Source organism: Solidesulfovibrio sp. C21 (assembly GCF_047785625.1).
Lineage (GTDB): Bacteria > Desulfobacterota > Desulfovibrionia > Desulfovibrionales > Desulfovibrionaceae > Solidesulfovibrio.
The window spans coordinates 1-25,491 of sequence record NZ_JBLODY010000024.1 but is presented as its reverse complement, the minus strand read 5'-3'; the positions used below and the strand labels follow the sequence as shown (position 1 = coordinate 25,491).

The window sequence follows — 25,491 nt, the reverse complement described above, 5'->3', positions numbered from 1 at the left end:
CTGCGTCCACGCCGTCGTGCGTGTCCCACAAGCGCCCATCGCCAAGGAGCATTTCCCCATGAGCAAGTACGTGCCCGAGGACGTCGAGAAAAAATGGCAGGCCATCTGGGAGGAAGGCGGCCACTTCAAGGTGGAGGCCGATCCCTCCCGGCCCAAGTACTACGTCCTCGAAATGTTCCCCTACCCCTCCGGGCGCATCCACATGGGGCATGTGCGCAACTATTGCATCGGCGACGTGGTGGCGCGCTTCAAGCGCATGGAAGGCAACAACGTCCTGCACCCCATGGGTTGGGACGCCTTCGGCATGCCGGCCGAAAACGCGGCCATCAAGCACAAGCTGCACCCCGCCGCCTGGACGCTCTCCAACATCGAGTCCATGCGCACGCAGATCAAGCGCCTTGGCTATTCCTACGACTGGCGCCGGGAGCTGGCCACCTGCCATCCCGACTACTACGTCCATGAGCAGGGCTTTTTCCTGAAGCTTCTGGAAAAGGGCCTCGTCTACCGCAAGTATTCGCCCCAGAACTGGTGCGAGACCTGCGGCACGGTGCTGGCCAACGAACAGGTCATCGACGGCTGCTGCTGGCGCTGCGACCAGCCGGTGGTGCAAAAGGACCTGGAGCAGTGGTTTTTGCGCATCACGGCCTATGCCGAGGAATTGCTCGACGACCTGGACAAGCTGGTCGGCGGCTGGCCCGAGCGCGTGCTCACCATGCAGCGCAACTGGATCGGCAAGTCGGTTGGCGCGGAACTGACCTTCAAGCTGGCCGAGCCCGTCGACGGGGCCGATTCCGTCACCGTCTTCACCACCCGGCCGGACACGCTTTTCGGGGCCACCTTCATGAGCCTTGCCGCCGAGCATCCGCTGGTGCCGAAGCTCATTGCCGGCAAGCCCCAGGAAACGGCGGTCAACGCCTTCGTCGAATCCGTGCGCAACATGGACCGCATCGTGCGCGGGGCCGACGACCTGGAAAAGGAAGGCGTTTTCACCGGGGCCTCCTGCATCAACCCGGCGACCGGAAAGCCCATCCCCATCTACGTGGCCAACTTCGTGCTCATGGGCTACGGCACGGGCGCGGTCATGGCCGTTCCGGCCCACGACCAGCGCGACTTCGAGTTCGCCCGCAAGTACGACCTGCCGCTTAAGGTCGTCATCGCGCCCGAGGGCGAAACCCTCGATCCGGCGACCATGGAGGCCGCCTACAGCGATCCGGGCAACCTCGTCGATTCCGGCGAGTTCACCGGCCTGCCAAACGAAGAGGCCAAGGGCAAAATCATCGACTGGCTGGCCGAAACCGGACGCGGCACCAAGAGCGTCAACTACCGGCTTCGCGACTGGAACATCTCGCGCCAGCGCTACTGGGGCGCGCCCATCCCGGTCATCTACTGCGACAAGTGCGGCGTGGTGCCGGTGCCGGAAAAGGATCTGCCCGTGGAGCTGCCGCGCGACCTGTCGCTTTTGTCCGACGGCCGCTCGCCGCTTCCGGTCTCCAAGTCCTTTACCAACGTCGCCTGCCCGATCTGCGGCGGCCCGGCCCGGCGCGAAACGGACACGCTCGACACGTTTTTCGAATCCTCCTGGTATTTCATCCGCTACGCCTCGGCCAGGGAAAAGGACCGGCCCTTCGATCCCGAGGCCACCAAGTACTGGCTGCCCGTGGACCAGTACATCGGCGGCATCGAGCACGCCATTTTGCACCTGCTCTACTCGCGCTTTTTCGTCAAAGCGTTGCGCGACCTGGGCTACCTCTCCTTCGACGAGCCCTTCGCCCACCTGCTGACCCAGGGCATGGTCATCAAGGACGGCTCGAAAATGAGCAAGTCCAAGGGCAACGTGGTGGACCCCGACGATATGATCGCCAAGTACGGGGCCGACACGGTGCGGGTGTTCATCCTTTTCGCCGCGCCGCCGGAAAAGGACCTGGATTGGAGCGACACGGGCATCGAGGGCGCGTCGCGGTTCCTTTCGCGGCTGTGGCGGCTGGTGACCGAGGAGCTTGCGGCGGTCCTGTCGCCGGTCGCGGCCTGCGCGCCGGCCGGGGAACTCGGCCAGGGCGGCCTGCCGGAACTCTTCGCCGAACTGCGGCGTCGCGAGCACGCCACGGCGGCCAAGGCCGGGGCGGACATCCGCGAGCGGTTCCAGTTCAACACCGCCATCGCGGCGGCCATGGAACTGGTCAATTTCCTCTATGCCAACGTGGAGGCGCTTCGGGCCGAGCCCAGGGGGGCCAAGGCGGTCTCCTCGGCCGTGGCCACGCTTTTGGCCATCCTTTCCCCCATCGCGCCCCACATCTGCGAGGAGCTGTGGCAGCGGATCGGGCACGGCACGCTACTCATCGACCAGCCCTGGCCGACCCACGACCCGGCCGCCCTGGTCACCGACGAGGTGGAAGTGGTGGTGCAGGTCAACGGCAAGCTGCGCGGCAAGGTGTGCGTGGCCCGCGACGCCTCCAAGGCGGACCTGGAAAAGGCGGCGCTGGCCGACGCCAACGTGGCCAAGCACCTCGAAGGCAAGACCGTGCGCAAGGTCATCGTGGTGCCCGGCAAGCTGGTCAACGTGGTTGTCGGGTAGAAAACGAGCGAAGATACGTGCGAGAGGGGGACCTTTTTTGGCAAAAAGGGTCCCCCTCTCGCGCTCTCCCCTCCCAAAAATTTTCAATGGTTACGCGTGATCAATAGAGTCCATAGTCAGCCTCCTTGCCGCCGGCCAGCAGTCATCCGCCCTTACGGAATGATCGCCGTCAACACGTAGACCCCGAAAATCACCAGCAGCACCGCGCCCTGCAAGATCGTGGTGCGCCCGGTGCCGAGCGACAGCACCGAGACGAAAAGCGACAGGATGAAAAGCACCGTCGCCTTCATGTCGATGCCGAGCGCCAGCGGCATGCCTGTTATGAGCGACACCAGGGCCACGGCCGGAATCGTCAGGCCGATGCTGGCCAACGCCGACCCCAGCGCCAGATTGAGGCTCGTCTGCAACCGGTTGCAGTGCGCCGCCCGCACCGCCGCCGTGCCCTCGGGCAGCAGCACGATGGCCGCGATAATCACGCCGACGAAAGACGTGGGCGCGCCGATGGCCTCCGTCACCGCCTCAAGGGTCGGGGCCAGCGCCTTGGCCAGAAGCACCACCGCCCCCAGACAGCCGAGCAGCAGCCCGGCGGCGAAAAACGCGCCTCGCGTCGACGGCGGCGCGACATGGACGTCAGCGCCCGCGCCATCGCCCTCGGCCAGAAAATAACGGCGGTGCCGCACATTCTGGACCAGCAGAAAGGTGCCGTAGAGGATCGCCGAAACAATGGCGATAAAGACAAGCTGCGCCTTGCTGTAGACCGGGCCGGGCACGCTCGTGGTGTAGTTGGGCAAAATCAGCGTCAAAACGGAGATGGCGACGAGCGTCGTCAGCGCGGCCCGCACGCCGTCGGCGCGAAAGGCCTGCTCCTTGTGCAACACCCCGCCCTCGAGCAGGCACAAGCCGACAATGGCGTTTAAAATAATCATGACCGCCGCGAACACCGTGTCCCGCGCCAGCCCCGAGGCATCCGGACCGCCGGCCACCATGAGCGAAACGATGAGCGCCACCTCGATGATGGTGACCGCGACCGCCAGCACCAGGGACCCGAACGGCTCACCCACCCGATGGGCGACGACCTCGGCATGGTGCACGCCGGCAAAGACGCTCCACAAAAGCCCGGCCATGAGCACAGCGGCATAGACGGAGCCGCCAAGGCCAAGCAGCACCCCGGCCAAAAGCGCCCAGGCGACAAGCGGAGCCGCCACCGTCCAACGTGGAAACAGGCTGGTTTTCGTCATAACCAGCCTGTAAACCACGCCGCAGCCTTTTGGCAAAACGCTTTTGCGAAAAATTGCGGGAGACAGCCGTCAGGCTTGCCGTTTTACCTGCTCGCAGGCAACAGCGGCTTTGTTTCCAACCGGCAAAGGCGCTCCGGAGCCGGACGCCGACGCGGAAAAACGCAGCCGCAGCGGCGCGCCGGTCAGCACCGAAAAAAGCCTCGGCACATACACCGCCAGCCCCCAACCAAGCATCGAAAGCCCCACAATGGCCGCAAGCCCGACCGAAGGATAGGCGACAAGCTGGCCCAGCGTGGACGCCGGCTGCCACACCCGCATGAGCAAGGCCTGCAAGACGGACACCGTGGGCTCATGGGTGAGGAACACGAAAAAGCTCATGGCCGCCATGCGGTGCAACATCCGGCTGCCCTTGACCCACCGCTGGCGCGAGATGCACCAGAACGCGGCCACGCCCACGATCTGGTACGCCTTGTTGAGGCCTGCCTGGGCAGGCGCACCGAGCCCGAGCCACGGCTGCAATCCGAGCACGACGAGAAAGCCGACGAACAGAGGCAACACATACCTGTCCCAACCGGCCGTATCGCGCAGGTTGACCCGCATCCTGACCAAAAGCCCGCCGGCGTAAAAGGCGAAGAAAAACCCCGGCAGGGAGTAATCCTGGTCCGGCGCGCCCAGAAACCACCAAAGCCCGAGCAACACCAGCCCCCCCAGGGGCAGCCACCGGAAAAACGCCAGGAACAGGGGTGTGGCCGCAAACACAAGCAGCAGGTCGCGCAAGAACCACAACGGATAGTTGAGCGGCGGCGTGCCGATGCCGAAAAGCTTTTGCACAATGCCGGCGTTGAGCACGAAGCTTTGGGAAGCGAAAAACGGAATGCTGCCAACGCCGAGCAGCCAAGCGATCCAGATGCCGTTGAAGATAAGCAGCGGCACGCCGATGGCGATGACCTTGCCGCGCAACAACCGGCCATAGGCCACGGGCGTCGCCTCGAGCTTGCGCAAAAGCAGAAAACCCGAGATGGCGAAAAAAAGCGGAATGACCGCACAATCCAACCCCTGGTTGACCATGGCCAGGACGAAGGTGACGACGGGCGAGGCGAGAGGCACGCTGCCACCGATCCACCGGCCGCCGTGGCACAGCACGATCAGGCCGATGAGGACGGCGCGCAGCACGTCAATGCGCGCGGAGACATCCGGGTCGATGGGATCACGCACGGGCTCGAGGGGTCGTTTGGCAAAGGAAAGCAAAGGGGGCAAGCGGGCTCCTGGTTTTCTGCGGCCACGGAAATCCGGGTTGGCCGCGTTGACGTCGCAGCATGCCATAACAACGCGTCGCCCCCAACACAATCTCGGTTACGGCGACAATCGTTGCCGCGCCGCGTCCCTTGTCTCGGCATGGAGCATGGGCTACCCTATCAGGCAAAGTCTTGATTCCTGCCGGATTTCGCCGCGCACAACGCCAAAATCACCCGTAAACGAGGGATGTCATGCCGTTTGACGCCGAGTACTGGACCAGGATTGCCCATGAGGACGCCACGATCTACCTGCGCCCCGACGCGCCGGACTGGTTCGTGCCCAACGCCGCCGGGGACGCGGCCTTGCTGGCGGCCGGCCATGGGGTGCGGCCTGACATGGAGACCGCTCTTTTCCTGGAACGCCTGCCCGACAACCCGCCCGCGCCGTATGCCGGCCGGGCCGCCGTGTTGCCGCTGACCGGGCTGGCCGAGTTGTGGCTGCACGTCACGGACCGGTGCAATCTGGCCTGCCGCCATTGCCTTTTCTGCTCCGGACCGGCCGCGACCCGCGAACTGTCCACGCAAACCGCGCTTTCGCGCATCGCCCAGGCGAAACGTCTCGGCTGCCGGGTGTTCGCGCTGACCGGCGGCGAACCGTTTCTCCACCCCGGCTTCGAAGCCATCCTCGACGCCGCCCTGGACGATCCGGCCGCCCATGTGGTGGTGCTCACCAACGGCACGGGATTTGATGGCTCCTGTCCGGGCCTTGGCCGCTGGCCCCGGGAGCGGCTCCATTTCCAGGTGAGCTGCGACGGCTTGCGGGCGCGCCACGACGCCCTGCGCGGGGCCGGCGCGTTCGACCGGCTTCTGGCCGATGTCCGCGCGGCCCGGGAGCTTGGCTATGGCGTGACGCTCTCCTTCTGCCCCACGCGCGACAACCTGGACGACCTGCCGGGAGTCGTTACCGTGGCGGCGGACATTGGCGCGGCCGGGCTCCATCTCATGTGGCATTTCACCGTGGGCCGGGCGGAAAACGACGGGCAGCCGGACCTGGACGCGCTCTACCTCAGCGTGGTGGCCGCGGCCGAACGGGCCGAAGCCCGGGGCCTTGGCATCGACAATCTCGAAGCCCTGGCCACCCAGGTCTTCGCCCCGGTCGGCACACGCCACGACGGCACCACGGCCGGGTACACGTCCGTGGCCGTGGGGCCGGACGACAGGCTCTATCCCAGCCCGGCGCTCATCGGCGTGGACGCCCTGGCCACGCCCATAAGCGACGCGGCCGGCGGGCTGGAAGCGGCCTGGAGGGACAGCCCGGTGCTGGCCGGCCTGCGCGCGGCCACCTGCGCCGCGTCCGACGCGCCCTGGCGCTTCATTCTCGGCGGCGGCGATCCGGACCATTCCTACCGGCACAGCGGCACCTTTTCGGGCCACGATCCCTACCAGCCGCTGCTCGAACGCCTCGCCGCCTGGATGATCGTGCGCGAATCCCGGGTCGTTTCCCCGCGCCTGCCACAGGGACGGCCGGGGCTGACCCTCAAGATGGGCGAGATGCACGAGAGCTGCCATGCCCACGGCGAGGTGGCGCTGGCCCACACCAACTGTCTGCTGTCCATCGCCGACGCCGGCAGCCTGTCGCAGATCAAGGCCTTTTACACCGAAGCGGCGGCGGTGGAGAAAGGCGACATCGTCAATCCGGTACACTATCCGCTGGAAATGGTGGAACACATTCCCGAGCGCTTTCGGGTACGCGGCTACGGCTGCGGTTCGCCCATCGCCGACGCCGGGCTTTCCCCGGGCGAAACCATGGTGGACCTCGGCTGCGGGGCCGGGGTGGAGTGCCTCATCGCGGCCAAAAAGGTGGGGGCTAAGGGACGGGTGATCGGCCTGGACATGCTGCCGGCCATGCTGGCCCGAGCGCGCGCGGCGGCAAAGGCCACGGCCGAGGTCCTGGGCTATGCCAACGCGGTCTTTTTCCAGGGCTATCTGGAGGCCATGCCGCTAACCGACGCCACGGCCGATTGCGTGACGTCCAACTGCGTGCTGAACCTGTCCACGCGCAAGCGCCGGCTCTATGCCGAGATTTTCCGCATTTTAAAGCCCGGTGGACGCATCGTCTTTTCCGACGTGGCCACGGAAACGCCGGCCACGGCCGCCATCTGCAACGATCCCACCCTGCGCGGGGAATGCATTTCCGGGACGCTGACGCAAAAGGACCTGGTGGCCATCCTGGAGGAGTCCGGATTCGTCGGCATCCGGTTCCTGCGGCGCTTCCCCTACCGCGTGGTGCAGGACCACCGGTTCTACTCGGTCACGGTGGAGGCGCGAAAGCCGCGGCCCGCGCCCGTGCGACGCAAGGTGCTCTACCGGGGGCCGTTTCGGGCCATCGTCACGGCCTCGGGCGAGGTCCTGCGGGCCGGCGAGGTGAAGGAAATCGCGCTCCATGAGGAAGACCGGCGCGCGGAGGCAATTTTCGTGCTGGACGAGGCGGGACGCATCGCCAATCCGGACTTCGACGCCGGCAGCAACGCCTGCTGCTGCGGCGCACCGGCCGAGCCGTCCGCGGAAGTCGCCGCCCTGCTCGACAAACTTCCCGCCCACGACACCCTCACCGAATTCAACCTCACCCCGCCGGCTGCTGAGTAAGGGCGGGGATGCAACCGGGGGGAAACCTTTCTGTAGAAAGGTTTCCCCCCGGGCCCCCTTTCCCAAGACTTTTAACGGTTACAGCCTGTTGGCATTATTCCATCCGTAACCGTTAGAAGTTTTGGGGAGGGGAGAGCGCGAGAGGGGAACCCTTTTTTCCAAAAAGGGTTCCCCTCTCGCACCCTCTTCCCTACTCCCCACAAGCCTTCTTCATTTTGCGGAAAATCGTCGTGCGGTCGAGGCCGAGCTGTTTGGCCGTCTCGCCGACCGAGCCGAAGTGTTCGATGGCCCGCTCAAGGTAGGTGCGCTCGAAAGCGGCCAGCACTTCCTTATAAGGACGCTCCCAGTCCATGGGCACGGCCACGGCCGATCCCATGGGCACTTCGGCCGGCGCGGGCACGTCCGGACCGCCCATGGCCGCCGCCGGCACCACCGGTCCGCCGGTCGCCGCCGGGAGCAGACATTCCTTGATGCGCATGGGAGTGGGCAGGTCGTCGGCCGTGATCTCGCTGTCGCAGGTGATGACCAGCCCTTCGATCAGGTTTTCCAGCTCGCGCACGTTGCCCGGCCAATTGTAATGGGCCAGCACCCGCTCGGCCTCGAGGGACAGCGTGGCCCGCTTGCGGTAGCGCGAGCCGAAGCGCTGGAGAAAGAGCCTGGCCAGCGGCAGGATGTCGTCCGGCCGGTCGCGCAGCGGCGGAATCTCCAGCACGGCCACCCGCAACCGGAAAAAGAGGTCGCTGCGAAAGGTGCCCATGCGGGCCTCGGCCTCGAGGTTGCGGTTGGTGGCCGCGATGACCCGCACGTCGGTCTTGCGCGCCTTGCTCGACCCGACCGGCATGACCTCCCGGTCCTGCAACACGCGCAGCAGCTTGGATTGCAGCAGCAGCGGCATCTCGCCGATCTCGTCGAGGAAAATCGTCCCGCCCCCGGCCATCTCGAAAAACCCCACCCGGCCCTTGGGGTGCGCGCCGGTGAACGCGCCCGGGGCATAGCCGAACAGCTCCGATTCGATGAGGTTTTCCGGAATCGAGGCGCAATCCACCTTGACGAAGGGCTTGTCGCGCCTGGGGCTCGCCTCGTGGATCATGCGGGCGAAAAGCTCCTTACCGACCCCGGTCTCGCCAAGCACCAGGGCCACGGCGTCCGTGGCCGCCACCCGCCGCAGCAGGTCCATCAGCCGCTTCATGGACGAATTCTCGGCAATGAAGTTGGTGATGCCCCCGCCCTCGCGGATGAAAAAATCCATCTGGTGCTGGTAGGTCTCGATCAGCTCCTGCTGGCGCGAGATGCGCTCGCGCATGCGGGCCATGAGCGTGATGTCGCGGGCGTAGAGCACGACGAGGCTCACGCTGCCGTCCGGGTCGCGCACCGGTTTGCCGTCGATGGTCATGGACCGGTTGTCGCGCGTGACCTGGATGGAGGAGGCCGGACGGCCCGTGGCCACGATCTCGGGAGTGATGGGCGCGATGTTGAAAAGTCCCGCTTTTTTGAGCTCCTCGACGTTTTTGCCGACAAGCTCGGGCTTGGTCATGCCGGTCAGCTGCTCGTAGGCGGCGTTGACCTTGAGGGCGTACCCCTCGTGGTCGGTGATGAGCACGCCGTCCTCGATGCTGTCGAGGATGGCGTCGAGATTGCGGGCCACGGGGTCAGCCGGTATTTGTTCTTTTTTTCTCAATTCTGGCCTCGTATTGCCTCGCATTCGTCACATTTTTCCCAAACTGCCGCTTCGGTCTTTGTGCAATAGCGCAACCTGAGGCAAAAGCGCAACATGGGGCTCTTCTCTTCAACGGCTTGATTTTCCATGTCTTTGTGAAAACCCGCGCAAAGTCATGGATGCGCTTTTGCAACATGGCATGGGCCTTTCGGTGTGATCATCGGACCTTTAAACAATATTTCTTTCTATTTCAGTATAATACAGCACATGGCACACCGGTTGCTTAAAGAGAGTCAACACGCAAGACGCGAAACCGAAAAAGCAAACGGACCGAAGCATAAAGGAGACCGCCATGACCGCTCCCGAAACCATCACCAAGGTTCTTCCGATCGTAGCCCCCCTGACCCGCTATACCGCCGAAGGCGCCACCGAATGCGCTCCCTGCGGCCGGGCCATCAAGGTGCAGCTGCTCATCGAAAACGACGTGATCATCGACGCCGGGGGTTTGGTCGAAAGCTGCGGTTTCATCCGCGAATGCACCGCCGCCCTGCTCGCCACGGTCATCGGCATGAATGTCTATGACGCCCAGGCCATCTCCACCGAAGATTTCCAGCCGCGCATGACCAGCGTCGTCGAGCACCTCGGCTGCGACAACTGGCCCGTGGCCGCGTTGCGCATCGCGCTGCGCAACTACCGCCTTCAGGAAGCGGCCTAGGCACCCCGCTTCCTTCACCCGGCCACCCGTTTGACCCACACGGGCGGTCGGGGGCAAGCCGGGGGACGACCGCCGCTATCGTCCCCCGGCTTTTTTATATCCCAACGCTTCCGGCCCGCCCAGCTTTGACATTGCCCCGCCCCTCTCGTAGATCCTCTATTGACCAATCCGTCTTCGCCCACACCTCGGACCAGGAGACGCCCATGCCAGCCGACGCCCCCCCGGACCTCCACGACCTGGAGGCCCTTGGCGAGGATATCCGCCGCCACATCCTGTCCAACCTCGGCAACGACATCTATCCCCCGGACCCTTTCCGCTATTTCACCGGCCTGGCCTACGCCATCCGCGACCGCCTCATCCGCATCTGGCTCACCACCCAGGCGACGTACTACGACACCATGTCCAAGCGCGTCTATTACCTGTCCATGGAGTTTCTTCCCGGCCGGTTCCTCATGAACTACGTCACCAACATGGGCCTGGAAAAAGACTGCCGCCAAACGGCCGAGACCCTGGGCTACAACCTCGACGACCTGGCCGAGGAAGAGCGCGACGCCGGGCTTGGCAACGGCGGCCTCGGGCGGCTCGCCTCCTGCTACATGGACTCCATCGCCACCCTGCGCATCCCCGGCTACGGCTACGGCATCCTCTACGACTACGGCCTGTTCCATCAGACCATCGTGGGCGGCTGGCAGGAGGAGCGGGCCGACAACTGGCGACGCCACGGCAGCCCCTGGGTCATCGACCGGGTGGAACACCTCTACGAGGTGCGTTTTCACGGCCGCAGCGAACCCTACCGCGACGACAAGGGCAACCTGCGCTATCGCTGGGTCGACGCGGACACGGTCATGGCCATGCCCTGCGATATCCTCATCCCGGCCCACGGCGGCAGGCACGTGACCAACATGCGCCTTTGGACCGCCGCCTCGTCCCAGGGATTTTCCCTGCGCGACTTCAACCAGGGCGATTTCGTCGGGGCCATGCAGGCCAAGATCCTGTCCGAAAACATCTCCAAGGTCCTCTACCCCAACGACGAGCCCGTGGCCGGCAAGGAACTGCGGCTCAAGCAGCAATATTTCCTGGTCGCGGCCACCTTGCGCGACATCCTGCGCCGCCACAAGAAATCCGACCCGTCCTTCGCCGCCTTCGCCGACCAGGTGGCCATCCAGCTCAACGACACCCACCCCACCATCGCCGTGGCCGAACTCATGCGCATCCTCGTGGACGAGGAATTCCTGCCCTGGGAAGAAGCCTGGGACATCTGCCGCCGCACCTTCGCCTACACCAACCACACCGTCCTGCCCGAGGCCCTGGAAACCTGGCCGCTTGACCTCATGGGGCGTGTGCTGCCCCGCCATGTGGAAATCATCGCCGAGATCGACCGGCGCTTTCAGGAAGAGGTCCGCGCCACCTATCCCGGCGACGAAGGCAAGGTTTCGCGCATGGCCATCATCGACCGGGGCTCTTCGCGCGTGCGCATGGCCAACCTGGCCATCGTCGGCAGCCATGCCGTCAACGGCGTGGCCAGGCTCCACTCCGACATCCTGCGCGAAAAGGTCTTCCCCGACTTCGACGCCTTCTACCCCGGCAAATTCACCAACGTCACCAACGGCATCACCCCGCGCCGCTGGCTGCTCCAGGCCAACCCGGCGCTTTCAAGGCTCATCACCGACCGTATCGGCCCGGACTGGGTCACGGAGCTCACGCGCTTAACCGAACTCATCCCCCTGGCCGACGCCCCGGATTTCCGGCAGGCCTGGCGCGACGCCAAGCGCGAAAACAAAAAACGCCTGGCCCGCTACGTGCTGCGCAAGACCGGCCTCGGCATCAACCCCGGCTCGCTTTTCGACGTCCAGGTCAAGCGCATGCACGAATACAAGCGCCAACTCCTAAACGTCCTGCACGCCGTCACCCTCTACAACCGCCTGCGCCGCGACCCGGAACTCCCCGTGCCGCCGCGCACCATCCTCATCGGCGGCAAGGCCGCGCCCGGCTACTTCATGGCCAAGCGCATCATCCGGCTCATCACCGCCGTGGCCGAAAAGATCAACGCCGACACCACCATGAAGGGCCGGCTGCGCATGCTCTTTCTGCCCAACTACTGCGTCTCACAGGCCGAAAAAGTCATCCCCGCCGCCGACCTGTCCCAGCAGATATCCACCGCCGGCATGGAAGCCTCGGGCACCGGCAACATGAAGTTCGCGCTGAACGGCGCGCTCACCATCGGCACCCTCGACGGGGCCAACATCGAAATCATGCAGGAAGTGGGCGCGGAGAACATCTTCATCTTCGGTCTGAGCGCCCCCGAAGTCGAAGCCGCCCGCGCCGGGGGCCTCGACCCGCGCCGCCGCGTGGCCGACGACCCGGAACTGGCCGAAGCCCTGGACATGATCGGACGCGGCTATTTCGTCCCGGACGATCCCGATCTGTTCACCCCCATCATCGACAATTTACTGAACCACGGCGACTACTACTGCGTCACCGCCGATTACCGCCCCTGCATCGAAGCCCAGGACAGGGTCAACGCCCTGTACCTCGACCCCGACGCCTGGACCCGCACCTCCATCCTCAATACCGCCAACATGGGCTACTTCTCCAGCGACCGCGCCGTGATGGAATACGCCCGCGATATCTGGCGCATCGCCCCACTCGGCGAATAGCGGAGGGTGGGGGGAAGGAAGGAGGAAGGAAGCGGGGCTCCGCCCCGGACCCCGCCGAGGGGCCACGGGCCCCCCGGTCCCCCCGACTCGGCTTTGGTCGGGCGGGAGGTCGGTCGGCTGTCGGGAAGGCGGTTGGATGAAGATGGAGGCGGAATTCGTCGGGACGGTGCCGCCGCTTCGCGGCAGGCTCGTCCCAGGCAAATTCCGCCTCCACCACGCCGGTCGCCCCTTTGGGGCGACATTTCAAAAAAAGTGATTGTTCTTCAAATGCGGCGCTTCGCCGCTGGCGCGGTTGTTGCCGCAATCGTGTCCGGCGTCGAGGCGCGAAGCGCCTCGTGCCGCCGGGCCGATTGCGGCAACAAACAACGGGCGTTCCGCCGCCCGTCACGACCAACCCGACCGCCTCCCTGCTCTCCCCCACCGGCCGTCCCAACCCGGTAAAGGGGGGTCCGGGGGGCATCAAGCCCCCCGGCGGTGCGGTGCAGGAGAGGCAGAGCCTCTCCTGGCCGCCGGAGGCGCGCAGCCGTAGCCGCAGCGCCAGCCTTAGTGCAACTCTTGCTTCTCCCAGGAATCGCGCACGAAGTGTTCGGCCTCTTCGAGGCTGGTGACGTCGCCGGCGATTTGGGCCTTGAGCAGCGCGTCGCGGATGAGTCCCACGGCCGGGCCGGGCTTGAGTTCGAGCAGTTGCATGATCTGGGCGCCGTTTAAAAGCGGTTCGAGCATCTCCTCGGGCGTTTCGGTACGCTCGAGCATTTTGATATTGTGATTGAATTCCTTATAGTTGCCACCAACAGCCTTGATATCGGCCCGGGCCATTTCGATCAGGCGCGGGTACTGGTCCAGGGCTTTGAAGCGGCGGATGCCCCGGTCGGTGAGCATGAAGTGGAAGCGCATGTGGCCGCGCACGAGGTTGCAGACGAGGTCGGTCTCGTCCGGGGGAAAGCCCAGGCGCGAGAGGATCTTGCGGGTGACCTTGGCCCCGACCTGATGGTGCTGGAAGAAATGCAGGTCGCCCGCGGCGTATTCGGCGGTGTGCAGCTTGCCCACGTCGTGGAACAGGCAGGCCAGCGTACCGTACCAGTCGTAGGGCAGCTCCTCGGGGTAATGGCGCATGACGGCGAGGGTTTCCTCGAACAGCGTATATTCGACGCCTTCCTCGGACTTCTGCTTGATGCGGGCAAGCGTCGCCACCTCGGGCAGAAACCAGTGCAGGATCATGGTGTCGTAGAGCAGTTCGACGAAGGTGGCCATGTTCTCGGCCTCGACCCTGCGCCACTCGTCCATGATGTCCTTGACCGACACGTAGTCGAGGATGCGGCGCGAGGCGCGCAGGATGGCCATGAGGGTATTGGCCTCGACCGGGATGTTGTAGTTGGCCGAGAAGCGCAGCGCCCGGACGGCCCGCAGGTAGTTCTGGCGGATGGATTCGTCGGGGATGCCGAGCAGGCGCACCTCGCCGCCGGAGAGGTCGGCGAAGCCGTCGTGGTCGTCCCGGCAATGCGGCAGGTAGGGGCTGATCTGGTTGCCCGGCAGGAGTCCCAGGGCGTCGAGGCGGTCGATCATGCGCCGGGTAAGCCGGGCCACAGTCTCCTCGGGATGGGAGGCGTCGGCGGTATCGGCCGGGTGGAAGTTGAGCTGCGTGTCGCCGTGGCGCACCCGGGCGTAGGCCCCGTCTTCGCTTACGGCCTCGGTTTCGGAAAAAAGCTTTTGCAGTTCGGCCAGGGGGGCGTCGGTCGCCAAATCGAGTTCGGGCGCGGCGGGGTCCAGGGCTTTTTCCTGGAGCACGGCGTTGATGACGTAGGCATCGTAGCCGTTGCGCATGATGGTCTTGCAGATGGCGTTGGCGTCCTTGAAGGGTTGCGCCATGGAAAAAACCTCCGGGGGGCGTTTGGGTGTCGGGGTCTTGCGTCAGGCTCCGGTGGGGCGGATGCGGTCGTGCACCACGACGCCGCCGACAGCGGTCAGGACCACGCGGCCGGTGAGCGGCTGGCCCAGAAGCGGCGTGTTCTTGCCTTTGGAGCGCAGGGCTTCGGGGGTGACGACCCAGGAATCTTCCGGGTCGAAGAGCAGAAAATCGGCCGGGTCGCCGGGGGCGAAGCGGTTGACCGGGAGCTTGAAAATCTCGGCCGGACGCCAGGCAAAGCGGGTGACGATGTCCTCGGGGGCCAGCCGTCCCTGGCGCACCAGCTCCCACAGGGAGGCCAGGGCGGTATCCAGGCCCGAGATGCCGTTTTTGGCGTCCTCGAAGGGGGTTTCCTTTTCGTGGGCGGCGTGGGGGGCGTGGTCCGTGGCCAGGATGTCGATGACGCCGGCGCGCAGGGCCTCGACCAGGGCCAGCCGGTCGTCGTCGGTGCGAAGCGGCGGATTGACCTTGGCCAGGCTGTCGTAGCCCAGCAGCGCCGCGTCGGTCATGAGCAGATAGTGCGGGCAGGTCTCGGCCGTGACCCTGACCCCGCGCTTTTTGGCGTCGGCGATGAGTTCCACGGATTTGCGGCAGGAAATGTGGGCCAGATGCACGGAAACGCCCAGGTATTCGGCCAGCAGGATATCGCGGGCGGCCTGGATGGCCTCGGCCGCGTCGGGCTGGCCGCGAAGGCCCAGGCGCGCGCTCATGGCCCCTTCGTTGGCCCCCGATCCCTTGGCCATGTAGGGGTCCTCGCAATGATCGATGACCGGGGCCAGATCGGCGGCGTATTCCAGGGCGCGGCGGAAAATTTCGGTATCGGCCACGGGCTCGCCGTCGTTGGAAAAGGCCACGCAGCCGGCTTCGAACAACTCGCCCATGGGCGCGAGCTCCTTGCCGCGAAGGCCGACGGTGAGCGCGCCGATGGGGAAAAGTCGCGGCCCGTCGGGCCAGGTCTCGACGGCGCGGCGCAGCATCAGGCGCGTGACGGCGGCGTTGTCGTTGACCGGCACGGTGTTGGCCATGCACATGATGTTGGCAAACCCGCCGGCGGCCGCGGCGGCCAGTCCCGAGGCGATGTCCTCCTTCCATTCCTGGCCGGGCTCGCGCAGGTGGGTGTGGGCATCGGTCAGGGCCGGCATAAGCAGCATATCCCGGCCGTCTATGCCCTCGTAATCGTCGAAAGGCGCGGCCGGATCATGGGCGAGCAGTTCCCGGATCACGCCTTCGGCCACAAGCAGGTCGAACACGCCTTCACGGCCGGGAACCCGGACGTTGCGGATGGCCAGGGATTTGGCTGTCACGCGGTTTCCCCTTTTTCCTTGCGGGTGATGTGCAGGTAAAGGACGGCCATGCGCACGGCCACGCCCGAGGACACCTGGTCGAGAATGAGCGAATTGCCGGCGTCGGCCAGTTCCGAGGCGATCTCCACGCCCCGGTTGATGGGGCCGGGATGGAGCACCTTGACGTCGGGATTGGCCAGGGCCAGGCGCTTTGGCGTGAGGCAGAAACGGCGGGCGTATTCGCGCAGGTCGGGCAGGAGCCCGGCTTCCTGGCGTTCGAGCTGGAGGCGCAGGCACATGACCGCGTCGGCCCCCTTAAGCGCCTCCTCCGGATCGTGGAAGATTTCGGCGTCGAACGCGCCGGCATCGGTCGGCAGCAGGGTGCGGGGGGCGCAGATGCGCACCCTGGCCCCAAGGGTGGGGAGCAGGCGGCAGTTGGACCGGGCCACGCGGCTGTGGGCCACGTCGCCGAGGATGACGATGGTCTTGCCGGCCAGGGTATCCCAGACATTGAGCAGCGTGAAAAGATCGAGCAGCGCCTGGGTCGGATGGGCATGCCAGCCGTCGCCGGCGTTGATGACGGCGCAGGAGACGCGCTGGGCCACGAAATCGGCCGCTCCGGAAGAGGAATGGCGGATGACGATGGCGTCGGGGTTCATGGCTTCGAGGGTGCGCACCGTATCCTTGAGCGTCTCGCCCTTTTGCAGGGAGCTGCCGGTCTTGGCCAGGCCGAAGGTGTCGGCGGACAGGCGCTTGCCGGCGATATCGAAGGAGGTTTTGGTGCGGGTGCTCGGCTCGGCGAAAAAAAGGACCACGCTTTTGCCCTTGAGCGTGGGCACCTTCTTGACCGGCCGGGAGTTGATCTCGCGGAAGGACGCGGCGGTGCGCATGATCACGTCCACGTCTTCCCTGGAGAGCTGGGATACGTCGAGAAGATCCTTGTGGGGCCAGTTCATGGGGGAATCCTCAGGAGCGGAAGTTTGGCCGCGCACCCGTGCGCGTAAGCCGACCGATATTTTCACAACCCCCCTGCGGCGTCAACGTCGCGTTACGCGAGGCGGGCCAGGGCGGTGGCGAGGTGATCGCGCCAGACGGCGGTCATGGCCGGCTGTTCGACGAGACCGGCGAGGTGCGGCCGGCAGGCGATGCCGGCAGCTTCCAGGCGGCCGCGCCAGGAGGCCGGGGCGTCGCCGGCCAGGTCGCAGCAGGCGTGGGCCCCGGCCACGGTGAGAAAAGGCAAAAGCCAGGCGGTGCGCACATTCCGGGCGGTCAGGTCGGCCACGATGGCTTCGAGATCGGGGCACGGCACACCCCGCTCGCGCGGCATGGCCCCGAACCGGGCGAGCGGATCGAGGCGGAGAAGTTTTTCGCGCAGCGCCTCGTAAAAACCGGCCCCGGGCGGCGGCGCGCCGTGTCCCATGACCACCAGCCCCTCGTTTGGCCCGCGACCCGGCGGCAGCCCGGCCAGCACCGCCCCGGCCACCCGGTCCACATCGGCAAGGCTGGCCAGAAGCGGCGCGCCAACGGAAAACGTCATGCACCGGCCGCCGTTTTCCAGAAACCGCCGCAGCCCGGCCAACATCTCATGATATTCCTCGCCCGGCACCACATGCAGGGACTGGACAGCCACCCGTTTTATCCCCTGCGCCGCCATGGCGGCCAGAACCTCCGGCACGCGCCGCGTCCCGCCGAAGACCTCGGTGCCGCCGTGCTTGCGGCCGACCGTGCGGGCGATGGCCACCAGGCATTCCGGGTGTTCCCGGCCGAGACGTTCGCCAAAGGCGGCCAGTCCGGCCATGGCCCCGGGATGCCGCGAGCCATGGGCGGCCAAAACGATGCCGCAGGCCATCAGGAACGGGGCTCCAGGGCGGCGGCCAGTCCGGCCAGCCCGGCGACGAAGGCGGTGGCCAGGGCCAGGGCCACGGCCAGCCAGGCGGGCATGAAGGGCAGGCGGAAAAAAATCGGCGGCACGTCCAGGGCATAGGCCAGGGTGGCCTGGGTGAGTCGCAGCGCCATAAGCGCCACGCCCGCGCCGCAAAGCCCGGTCAGGGTCGCGCCCACGGCCAGCGGCAGCCGGATGTACCATTCGCTGGCCCCGACCAGCCGCAAGATTTCGAGTTCCTCCCGGCGGTGCAGCATGGACAGGCGCACCATGCCGCCGACCACGAGCCCGACAAGGAGCGTGAGCAGCCCGGCCAGGGGCAGCACGGCCCGCCGCGTGACCAGCCCCACGGCCACGGCGGCGTCCATGGCGTGGGGGTCGTAGCGCACCTCGGCCACGCCCTCGACCCCGGACAGGCGCTTGTACATGTCGCGGGCGAAGCCCTCCCCGGCCACGGGCGGGCGGAAGGTGAGGAGCATGGTCTGGGGCAGCGGGTTATGGGCGGCGAAGGCGGACAGGTCGGCCTGGGGCCCGAGGCTGTGTCCCAAAAGGGCCAGGGCCTGGGACGGAGTGAAGGCCTGGGTGGCGACAAGTCCGGGCAGGGCGCGCATCCAGTCCATCTGCCGGGCGATGAGCGCCGGATCGGCCCCGGGCTTCCAGTAGACCTGAAAGCGCACCCGGCCCTGTTCCCGGGCGAAAGCGGCGTCCAGCGCCGTGCCGGCCAGCACGAAAAGCCCGCACAGGTAGACCACGGCGGCAACCCCGGCCACGGTTGCCGCCAGCCGCCCGGGATGGCGCAGCAAATCCCGCGCCCCGGACAGGAAAAGCCGGACGATCATGCCGCCCCCTCCCGGCCCGGCAAGGTGAAGACCCGGGCGTCGGGCACGCCGGCCATAAGCTCCCTGTCGTGGGTGGCCATGAGCACGGCCGTGCCGTGGACGGCGAACTGGCGCAGGATGGAAAGCACCTTCACGGAAAGCGCGGCGTCGAGGTTGCCGGTCGGTTCGTCGGCCAGCATGATTTTCGGGCCGGCCACCACGGCCCGGGCAATGGCCACGCGCTGCTGGCCGCCGCCGGGCAGTTCGGCGCAGGACCGTTCGGCGTCGTCGGCCAGTTCCAGGGCGAGCAGCGCCGCGCGCACCCGGTGGCGCAGCCGGGCGCGCTCCATGCCGCGCACCAGCAGCGGCAAGGCCACGTTGTCGAACACGCTGCGGTCGGGAAGAATGCGGAAATCCTGGAAAACCATGGAGACGTCGCGGCGCAGCCGGTAAAGCCCGGCCGGGGTCACGGCGGCCAGGTCATGGCCGGCGATCATCCCCCTGCCCTCCTGCCAGGGCAGACTGCCGTGCAGCAGGCGCAACAGCGTGGTCTTGCCCGAACCGGACGGGCCGGTGAGAAAGGCGAAATCCCCCTGGGCCAGCGTCAGGTCGATGCCGCCGAGCACGCCCCTGTCGCCAAACGTGCAGGCGACCCCAGCCAGGTCCAGCACCGTGTCCGGGCCCATCGGGGCCTCGCCTGTGGCGTTCGCTGCATCCATCGTTTTTTTTTACGGGATAAGGCCGGTCTCGCCAAGGGGCGGTCAATCCCCGTTTTTTGCGCGCCAATCGAGATAGGCCACGCGCAGGGCCTCCCACAGGGTGGAAAGCTCTTCCAGGGCCTTGCCGGCGGCGACCGCGTCGCCCCGGCGCAGGGCCTTTTCCAGTTCCGACGCCGCGCGCCGGCAGGCGTAGGCCCCCATGGTCGCGGTCGCGCCCTTGACGGTGTGGGCGGCGATGGTCGCGCTTTCCGTGTCCCCGGCGGCCATGGCCTGCCCGGCGTCGGACAGCCGCCGTTCGCCCTCGTTGAAGCTGACCAGGGCCAGTTCCCGGTACTGGGGCCAGGTGATGCCCATGCCCTGCCGGGCCGCGTCGGGATCGAACAGGTCGTCGTCCGGGGCTGGCGCGGCGGCGGCATCGGGCGCGGGGACGCCCGGGTCCGCGGCCTCGCCCGTTTGTTCGAGGATGCGGCGCAGGGTCCGGTAGTTGACGGGCTTGGTGACGAAGCCGCTCATGCCGGCTTCCAGGCATTTCTGGCGCACGTCCTCCACGGCATGGGCCGTGACCGCGATGATGGGGATGTCGGGATCGCGAACCGGGCCGTCGGTCGGCCCGCCGGCCCGGATGACCCGGGTGGCGGTGATGCCGTCGACATCGGGCATCTCGATATCCATGAGCACGGCGTGGAAGGGCTCCCGGGCCAGCAGCTCGTAGGCGGCGGCGGCGCTGTCCGCCACGGTCAGGTCGTGGCCCATGCGGGCCAGGTGCAGCCTCGTGACGGCGGCATTCAGGGCATTGTCCTCGACAAGCAGGATGCGCAGGGGCCGCAGGAGGGCGTCGGGGGGCGGCTCGCACTCCGGCGCCTCCGGAGCGACCGCCCGGCCCGGGGCGAACCAGGTCGTGCAGACAAACACGCTGCCCCCGCCGGGATTGGCTTCCACGGTGAGGGTCCCGCCCATGCGCGTGACGATGCCCTTGCAGATGGCCAGCCCCAGCCCCGTGCCGCCGAAGCGCCGGGCAATGGACCCCGCGCCCTGCTGAAAATCCTCGAAGATGCCGTCCCGCCGGTCCGGGGCGATGCCGATGCCGGTATCCGCCACCCGGATGACGATGCCGACCCGGTCCGGCGGCCCGGCGGCGGCGGGCGCGACGCCCAGGGAGACCGACCCGGCCTCGGTGAATTTCACGGCGTTGCCGAGCAGGTTGAGCAGCACCTGGCGCAGCCGGCCCGGATCGCCGCGCAAAAACGCCGGCACGGCGTCGTCGACCGCAACCGCAAAATCGAGCCCCTTGACGCGGGCCTCCCGGGCGAACACGTCGGCCACGCCGGCCACGAGTTCGCGCACGCTGAAGTCGATACGCTCGAGCACCAGCTTGCCGGCCTCGATCTTGGAAAAGTCGAGGACGTCGTTGACCACGCCGAGCAGGTGGGCGGCCGACTGCTGGATGATCCGGAAGTGGTCCCGCTGTTCGCCCGTGGCCTCGCCGGCGAGCAGTTCCTCGGTCAGGCCGATGACGACATTGAGCGGCGTGCGGATTTCATGGCTCATGACGGCCAGAAAAGCCCCCTTGGCCTTGCTCGCCTCCTCGGCCATGGTCTTTTGCTGTTCCGTGCGGGCCCTGTGCCGCGTCTCTTCGGTCACGTCCACATAGGAAAACACGCGCCCGATGGAGGCGCTTCCCTGGCGGATGGGACCGGAGCGGCGCTCGAAAAAGCGGCCGTCGCGAAGCGCCAGCACCGTCGTCTCCAGGCGCCGCCCGTCGCCCATGAGCGCCTCGTACCCGGCCCGGGCGGCCTCGGGGTCGGCCAGATTGTCGAGAAGAAGCCGCGCCCTCTCCGACTCCGGCAGCGTGGCCCAATTTTCCGCAAGCCCCCACAGTTCCAGAAACCGGCGGTTGTGGGCCAGCACGTCCCCGGGCATCGGCAGGGACACGCAGACCATGCCCTCGGCCGTGGACTCCAGGATGGCCCGATGCAGGGCCAGGGCGCGCTGCTGCCGGTCCTCGGCCTCGCGGCGGGCCGAGGCCTCGGCCAGAAGCCTTCCGTTGGTCCGGGCCAGCTCGGCCGTGCGCTCCTCGACGCGCTTTTCCAGAAGCCGCCGATTCTCCTCGAGCTCGTCGCGGCTCCTGGTCAGAGACTCGCTCGTCTCCTTGAGCCTTTCGGACATGGCGTTAAACGCCAGGGCCACGCGGCCCATGGCGTCGCTCGAACCCACCGGCACGCGGTGGCCCAATTGCCCGCCCTGCACGGCCTCGAGGCCCCGGCGCAATGTCTCCACGGGGGAAAGCACCAGCCGGTGCAGCAGGATATTGAGCAGCCCGGCCAAAAGCACGTAGGCCGCCACCACGGCCAGGACGAAGACCGTCCAGGTCCGGTGGTTGAGGTCGGTGAGCTCGCCGAGGGAATAGCACAGTTGCAGAGAGCCCAGACGGCGGCCGTCGGGGCTTTCCAGGGGTTCGATCAGGGAGGCGGACAACCGGCCGTTGGTCTCCGAGGCGGCGATGGTGAAGACGCGCCCGGGCGGCGGGGACAGGCGGCGGTCGTCGCCGAGGCCCCCGGTCGCCTTGGACGTGCCGGCGGAGGCCAAAAGACGGCCGTCGGCGCCGAAAAGGGAGGCCTCGGTCACGCCCTCGACCCGGATCACCCGATCGAGGATGTCCTTGGCGGCCGTCAGTTGCCCCTGCTTGTCGAGCAACGACTCCAGGGCTTCCAGGCGATGGGCGGCCACGGCGGCCAGCAGCAAGCGGGCCCGGTTCTGGGCGGCAACCTTGCGATTGCCCATATACCGGGTCAAAATCATCCCGAAAGCCACGGCGGCCACGAGAAACGCCAGAAATATCGCAACATTGATTTTAACCCGCAAGGACGCGTGGCGCATGGGACTCCCGGTTTTCGGCCGCGAACGGGCGGGTGGTCGCGCTTTGGCCGACAAGAAGGATGGGGCAAACGGCGGACCGTTTGATTTTCTATGAATTTAAAAAGAAAGCCCGGGGACTGTCAAAGCCTTTGGCCGGCCGCGTACCGCGCAAAAATACGACGGTATTTCCAAGAAAGAAATCCCCCTTCAAATGCACCGGCATCGACACCAATACGACGAAGTTCCCGAAAGCCCGTCACTTAGCGTGTGACGCGGTTGGCCGCGTAATACGTCGCGCGCCAGTACGGGGCGAGCATGCTGTCCGCGCGCACCCGCCCGCCGGAGGACGGGCTGTGGATGAAGCCGCCGTGGCCGTCGAAGATGCCCACATGCAGGCTGCCGGACTTGGCCGACGGCATGAAAAAGACCAGATCGCCGGGTTTTAGCTCGCTTTTGGACACATGCCGGCCGGCCCGCAGCTGGTCATCGGTCCGGCGGGGCAGGCGTATGCCGTGGCGGGCGTAGACCCACTGGACGAACCCAGAGCAATCGAAGCCGTTGCGGGGCGACTCCCCGGCATACCGATAGGGCACGCCGAGTTGCGACCGGGCCGTGTCCACGATGGACCCCTTGCCCGGGGCGATGGGCGGCGGCTGGCGGTCGGAACCGAAAAAGGCGCAGCCGCCGAGCGACAGGCCGAGAAAAACCATCAGGGCGATGCGTAGGGCGCTCCGCATGCGCGACACCTCCTGGCCGTCCAGGATGCAACGGCCGTGCCCGGCATGGCGGACGGCCGGTCCGGAGGGAAAAAACGGACGCGGCGGCGGAGCGGCCGTTTCCCGAAACTTCGACGGGTATTTTGACAAAATCAGAATTTTTCCCCTGTCCGGCGAAAAAATACTCGTCGATCCTTTCCCGGGCAAAATCCGGCCCTCCGGCCGGAAATAACGGTTGAAAAGGCCCGACGGCGTAACGAAGTTTTAACAAATCCGCCAAGTTCCGCGCGGCGGCCGGCACAGGGACCACAGCCGGAGAAGCGGCATTAACCCGTTGGATGCTTTGCAATTTTCCCTTTGTTTTTTGACGGATTTTTTCGTATGGACCTTGTTCCATGGCCCACTTGCGCTTAACCGATGTCAGCGTCCACTTCGGAGGACTCCAAGCCCTCACGGAAGTGTCATTCGATCTTCGCCCAGGCGAGATTTTAAGCCTCATTGGGCCCAACGGCGCCGGGAAAACCACCATCTTCAACGTCATTACAGGTGTTTACAAAATTTCCGGCGGCCAGGTCACCTACGACGACGCATCCCTCGCCGGGCTGCGACCCCACCACATCCTGGCCCGGGGCATTGCCCGCACCTTTCAGAACATCCGGCTTTTCACCGCCATGACCGCCCTGGAAAACGTCATGGTAGCCAGGCATTGCCGCACCAGGGCCACCGTTTTGGGCGCGGTGCTGCGCTCGCCCTCCCAGCGCCGCGAGGAAGCCGGGGTGCGCCGCCGGGCCCTGGAGGCCCTGGAGTTCGCCGGACTGGCCGACCATGCCGACACGGTGGCCAAGAATCTTCCCTACGGCCTCCAGCGCCGCCTGGAGATCGCCCGGGCGCTCGGGTCCGACCCCAAGACCCTGCTTTTGGACGAGCCGGCCGCCGGGCTCAATCCCTCGGAAAGCCGGGAGTTGATGGAAACCATTCAGCGCATCGCCGCAACCGGGATCAACGTGCTTCTGGTCGAACACGACATGAGCGTGGTCATGAACGTCAGCCATCGGCTGGTGGTGCTCGACCACGGCGTGTGCATCTGCCAGGGGACCCCAGGCGAGGTCCGGGCCAACCCGGCGGTCATCGAGGCCTATCTCGGCTCCGAGGCCGAGGCATGACCACATAGCCGCGAATACGCCCGCATGGCCGCACGTCGCGGCGAGGGGGGCGAGACCAAGGAGACAGGAGGTTTGCAGAACATGAAGACGAGAAGCATCATCCTCACGGCCCTGGCCATCTGCCTCGTCATGGCCGGCACGGCCACGGCGAAAACCCTCAAGATCGGCAGCATGAGCCCCTTGACCGGGTCCTACGCCGCCGACGGCAACGACATCGCCAACGGCGCCCGGGCGGCCATCGCGGTCATCGAAAAGGCGGGCGGCATCCCCGGCTACGACAAGATCGAGCTTTTCGCCGAGGACACCGCCTGCGATCCCCGGCAGGCCGTGGCCGCCGCCAACAAGCTGATCAACGAAAAGGTCGTCGGCGTCGTCGGCGCCTACTGCTCCTCGGCCACCATCCCGGCCTCCGAAGCCCTGGCCGACGCCGACATCCCCATGCTGACCCCGGCCTCCACCTCGGAGAAGGTCACCGAGCGCGGCCTGCCCTACATGTTCCGCGTCTGCGGCCGCGACGACGACCAGTCCCTCGCCGCCATGAAGTTCATCAAGGACGTGCTCAAGGGCAAGACCCTCTTCATCGTGGACGACAAGACCACCTATTCCCAGGGGCTGGCCGACAACGTCGAGAAGCTGGCCAAGAAGGAAGGCGTCAAGGTCATCGAGCATGACCACGTCAACCAGGGCGACAAGGACTTCTCCGCCGTCCTTACCAAGATCCAGGAAGCCAAGCCCGACGTCTTCTACATGAGCCTGCAAAACTCCGCCTCCGGGGCGCTCATGCTCATCCAGGCCAAGCGCGCCGGCGTCACCGCCGCCATCATCGGCCAGGATGCGGTCTACCATCCCCAGCTCATGGAAATCGCCAAGGGCGCCGCCGAGGGCGCCTACCTGACCTTCGGCTACATCGACGACAACACCCCGGCCTACAAGAAGTTCCTGGCCGCCTACGAGAAGTACGGCAAGCCCGGCGCCTATTCCGCCTACTCCTTCGACGCCGCCTACTCGCTGCTGGCCGCCATCAAGGCGGCGGGGTCCACCGACCCGGCCAAGATCAAGGCCGAACTGCTCAAAATGAACATGGACGGCGCGTCCAAGAAGATCAGGTTCGCCAAGAACGGCGAATCCGGCTCCAACTACATCATCCGGGTGGTCAAAGACGGCAAGTTCGTCAACTACTGGGACCCGCAGACCGGCAAGAAGTATTAGAGAGGATTGAAAGAGACGCCGGGGGAGAACCTTTCTGGAGAAAGGTTTCTCCCCCGGGCCCCCTCTCCAAAGACTTTTCAAGGTGAGACCGTATAAGGCGGACGTGGATTGCAAGGTGCCTGCGGCACCCACCCAACGCGAAGTGTAGAACACACCATTCCCGGTAAAAGTTTTTGCGGGAGGGGGTCCGGGGGAGGGCGCTTTTTTCAAAAAGCGCCCTCC

General features: G+C 66.3%; 17 protein-coding genes. 6 read left to right on the top strand and 11 right to left on the bottom strand.

All coding sequences use genetic code 11. The annotated features are described in order from the left end of the window. The first annotated feature begins 58 nt into the window (after positions 1 to 58). On the top strand, positions 59 to 2,572 hold the full coding sequence (leuS, locus tag ACMZ6R_RS09350; protein WP_416110687.1) for a leucine--tRNA ligase: 2,514 nt from the start codon (positions 59 to 61) through the stop codon (positions 2,570 to 2,572). A 152-nt stretch (positions 2,573 to 2,724) separates the two neighbouring features. Here the strand turns inward: leuS and ACMZ6R_RS09345 are convergent, their stop codons facing one another. Both ACMZ6R_RS09345 and ACMZ6R_RS09340 read right to left on the bottom strand, forming a co-directional pair. After that, positions 2,725 to 3,810: a calcium:proton antiporter gene (locus ACMZ6R_RS09345; protein WP_416110685.1), complete on the bottom strand. Its 1,086-nt coding sequence runs from the start codon at positions 3,808 to 3,810 to the stop codon at positions 2,725 to 2,727. Positions 3,811 to 3,879: 69 nt separating this feature from the next. Next, positions 3,880 to 5,067, bottom strand: coding sequence for an acyltransferase family protein (locus ACMZ6R_RS09340; protein ID WP_416110683.1), 1,188 nt, complete (start codon positions 5,065 to 5,067; stop codon positions 3,880 to 3,882). A 230-nt stretch (positions 5,068 to 5,297) separates the two neighbouring features. Here ACMZ6R_RS09340 and ACMZ6R_RS09335 point away from each other — a divergent pair, with 230 nt between their 5' ends. Next, on the top strand, positions 5,298 to 7,691 hold the full coding sequence (locus ACMZ6R_RS09335; protein WP_416110681.1) for a methyltransferase domain-containing protein: 2,394 nt from the start codon (positions 5,298 to 5,300) through the stop codon (positions 7,689 to 7,691). 190 nt (positions 7,692 to 7,881) lie between these two features. Here the strand turns inward: ACMZ6R_RS09335 and ACMZ6R_RS09330 are convergent, their stop codons facing one another. After that, positions 7,882 to 9,393 carry a sigma-54 interaction domain-containing protein gene (locus tag ACMZ6R_RS09330; protein ID WP_416110679.1) on the bottom strand — a complete coding sequence of 504 codons (1,512 nt, stop codon included), beginning with the start codon at positions 9,391 to 9,393 and terminating at the stop codon, positions 7,882 to 7,884. A gap of 307 nt (positions 9,394 to 9,700) precedes the next feature. Between ACMZ6R_RS09330 and ACMZ6R_RS09325 the strand changes: the two genes are divergently transcribed. Beyond that, positions 9,701 to 10,063, top strand: a complete 363-nt coding sequence (locus ACMZ6R_RS09325; protein ID WP_416110677.1) for an iron-sulfur cluster assembly scaffold protein — start codon at positions 9,701 to 9,703, stop codon at positions 10,061 to 10,063. Between the two features lie 203 nt (positions 10,064 to 10,266). After that, the gene (locus ACMZ6R_RS09320) at positions 10,267 to 12,720 is read left to right on the top strand and encodes a glycogen/starch/alpha-glucan phosphorylase (protein WP_416110675.1); all 2,454 of its coding nucleotides are present in this window, start codon (positions 10,267 to 10,269) and stop codon (positions 12,718 to 12,720) included. Between the two features lie 543 nt (positions 12,721 to 13,263). On the opposite strand, the gene ACMZ6R_RS09315 is transcribed toward ACMZ6R_RS09320, so the two are convergent. The 8 genes from ACMZ6R_RS09315 to ACMZ6R_RS09280 form a co-directional block, all read right to left on the bottom strand. Beyond that, the gene (locus tag ACMZ6R_RS09315; protein WP_416110673.1) at positions 13,264 to 14,586 is read right to left on the bottom strand and encodes an HD domain-containing protein; all 1,323 of its coding nucleotides are present in this window, start codon (positions 14,584 to 14,586) and stop codon (positions 13,264 to 13,266) included. A gap of 42 nt (positions 14,587 to 14,628) precedes the next feature. Then, entirely contained in the window at positions 14,629 to 15,927 is a 1,299-nt protein-coding gene (locus ACMZ6R_RS09310) for a dihydroorotase (RefSeq protein WP_416110671.1), read from the bottom strand. Further along, a complete protein-coding gene (locus ACMZ6R_RS09305; RefSeq protein ID WP_416110669.1) occupies positions 15,924 to 16,862 on the bottom strand; it encodes an aspartate carbamoyltransferase catalytic subunit in 939 nt (312 codons plus the stop codon). The genes ACMZ6R_RS09310 and ACMZ6R_RS09305 overlap by 4 nt, the downstream gene beginning before the upstream one ends. Before the next feature lie 92 nt (positions 16,863 to 16,954). Further along, positions 16,955 to 17,755: a sirohydrochlorin cobaltochelatase gene (locus tag ACMZ6R_RS09300; RefSeq protein ID WP_416110667.1), complete on the bottom strand. Its 801-nt coding sequence runs from the start codon at positions 17,753 to 17,755 to the stop codon at positions 16,955 to 16,957. Next, positions 17,755 to 18,627, bottom strand: coding sequence for a cell division protein FtsX (locus ACMZ6R_RS09295; protein ID WP_416110665.1), 873 nt, complete (start codon positions 18,625 to 18,627; stop codon positions 17,755 to 17,757). Before ACMZ6R_RS09295 ends, ACMZ6R_RS09300 begins: the two co-directional genes overlap by 1 nt. Further along, positions 18,624 to 19,325 (bottom strand): cell division ATP-binding protein FtsE, encoded by a 702-nt coding sequence (locus tag ACMZ6R_RS09290; RefSeq protein ID WP_416110663.1) that lies wholly within the window; start codon positions 19,323 to 19,325, stop codon positions 18,624 to 18,626. The genes ACMZ6R_RS09295 and ACMZ6R_RS09290 overlap by 4 nt, the downstream gene beginning before the upstream one ends. A 42-nt stretch (positions 19,326 to 19,367) precedes the next feature. Next, positions 19,368 to 22,202 (bottom strand): ATP-binding protein, encoded by a 2,835-nt coding sequence (locus ACMZ6R_RS09285; protein WP_416110661.1) that lies wholly within the window; start codon positions 22,200 to 22,202, stop codon positions 19,368 to 19,370. Positions 22,203 to 22,441: 239 nt separating this feature from the next. Beyond that, entirely contained in the window at positions 22,442 to 22,918 is a 477-nt protein-coding gene (locus tag ACMZ6R_RS09280) for a C40 family peptidase (RefSeq protein WP_416110659.1), read from the bottom strand. A gap of 374 nt (positions 22,919 to 23,292) precedes the next feature. On the opposite strand from ACMZ6R_RS09280, the gene ACMZ6R_RS09275 reads away from it, so the two are divergent. Both ACMZ6R_RS09275 and ACMZ6R_RS09270 read left to right on the top strand, forming a co-directional pair. Then, positions 23,293 to 24,060 carry an ABC transporter ATP-binding protein gene (locus ACMZ6R_RS09275; RefSeq protein WP_416110657.1) on the top strand — a complete coding sequence of 256 codons (768 nt, stop codon included), beginning with the start codon at positions 23,293 to 23,295 and terminating at the stop codon, positions 24,058 to 24,060. A gap of 81 nt (positions 24,061 to 24,141) precedes the next feature. Further along, the gene (locus ACMZ6R_RS09270; RefSeq protein ID WP_416110655.1) at positions 24,142 to 25,269 is read left to right on the top strand and encodes a branched-chain amino acid ABC transporter substrate-binding protein; all 1,128 of its coding nucleotides are present in this window, start codon (positions 24,142 to 24,144) and stop codon (positions 25,267 to 25,269) included. The last annotated feature ends 222 nt before the right edge of the window (positions 25,270 to 25,491 follow it).

Bases quoted from the DNA above. Each gene is read 5' to 3' on its own strand.
- leuS (WP_416110687.1), top strand. From the start codon at position 59: ATGAGCAAGTACGTGCCCGAGGACGTCGAGAAAAAATGGCAGGCCATC.
- ACMZ6R_RS09345 (WP_416110685.1), bottom strand. From the start codon at position 3,810: ATGACGAAAACCAGCCTGTTTCCACGTTGGACGGTGGCGGCTCCGCTT.
- ACMZ6R_RS09335 (WP_416110681.1), top strand. From the start codon at position 5,298: ATGCCGTTTGACGCCGAGTACTGGACCAGGATTGCCCATGAGGACGCC.
- ACMZ6R_RS09330 (WP_416110679.1), bottom strand. From the start codon at position 9,393: ATGCGAGGCAATACGAGGCCAGAATTGAGAAAAAAAGAACAAATACCG.
- ACMZ6R_RS09325 (WP_416110677.1), top strand. From the start codon at position 9,701: ATGACCGCTCCCGAAACCATCACCAAGGTTCTTCCGATCGTAGCCCCC.
- ACMZ6R_RS09320 (WP_416110675.1), top strand. From the start codon at position 10,267: ATGCCAGCCGACGCCCCCCCGGACCTCCACGACCTGGAGGCCCTTGGC.
- ACMZ6R_RS09315 (WP_416110673.1), bottom strand. From the start codon at position 14,586: ATGGCGCAACCCTTCAAGGACGCCAACGCCATCTGCAAGACCATCATG.
- ACMZ6R_RS09305 (WP_416110669.1), bottom strand. From the start codon at position 16,862: ATGAACTGGCCCCACAAGGATCTTCTCGACGTATCCCAGCTCTCCAGG.
- ACMZ6R_RS09300 (WP_416110667.1), bottom strand. From the start codon at position 17,755: ATGGCCTGCGGCATCGTTTTGGCCGCCCATGGCTCGCGGCATCCCGGG.
- ACMZ6R_RS09295 (WP_416110665.1), bottom strand. From the start codon at position 18,627: ATGATCGTCCGGCTTTTCCTGTCCGGGGCGCGGGATTTGCTGCGCCAT.
- ACMZ6R_RS09290 (WP_416110663.1), bottom strand. From the start codon at position 19,325: ATGGATGCAGCGAACGCCACAGGCGAGGCCCCGATGGGCCCGGACACG.
- ACMZ6R_RS09285 (WP_416110661.1), bottom strand. From the start codon at position 22,202: ATGCGCCACGCGTCCTTGCGGGTTAAAATCAATGTTGCGATATTTCTG.
- ACMZ6R_RS09280 (WP_416110659.1), bottom strand. From the start codon at position 22,918: ATGCGGAGCGCCCTACGCATCGCCCTGATGGTTTTTCTCGGCCTGTCG.
- ACMZ6R_RS09275 (WP_416110657.1), top strand. From the start codon at position 23,293: ATGGCCCACTTGCGCTTAACCGATGTCAGCGTCCACTTCGGAGGACTC.
- ACMZ6R_RS09270 (WP_416110655.1), top strand. From the start codon at position 24,142: ATGAAGACGAGAAGCATCATCCTCACGGCCCTGGCCATCTGCCTCGTC.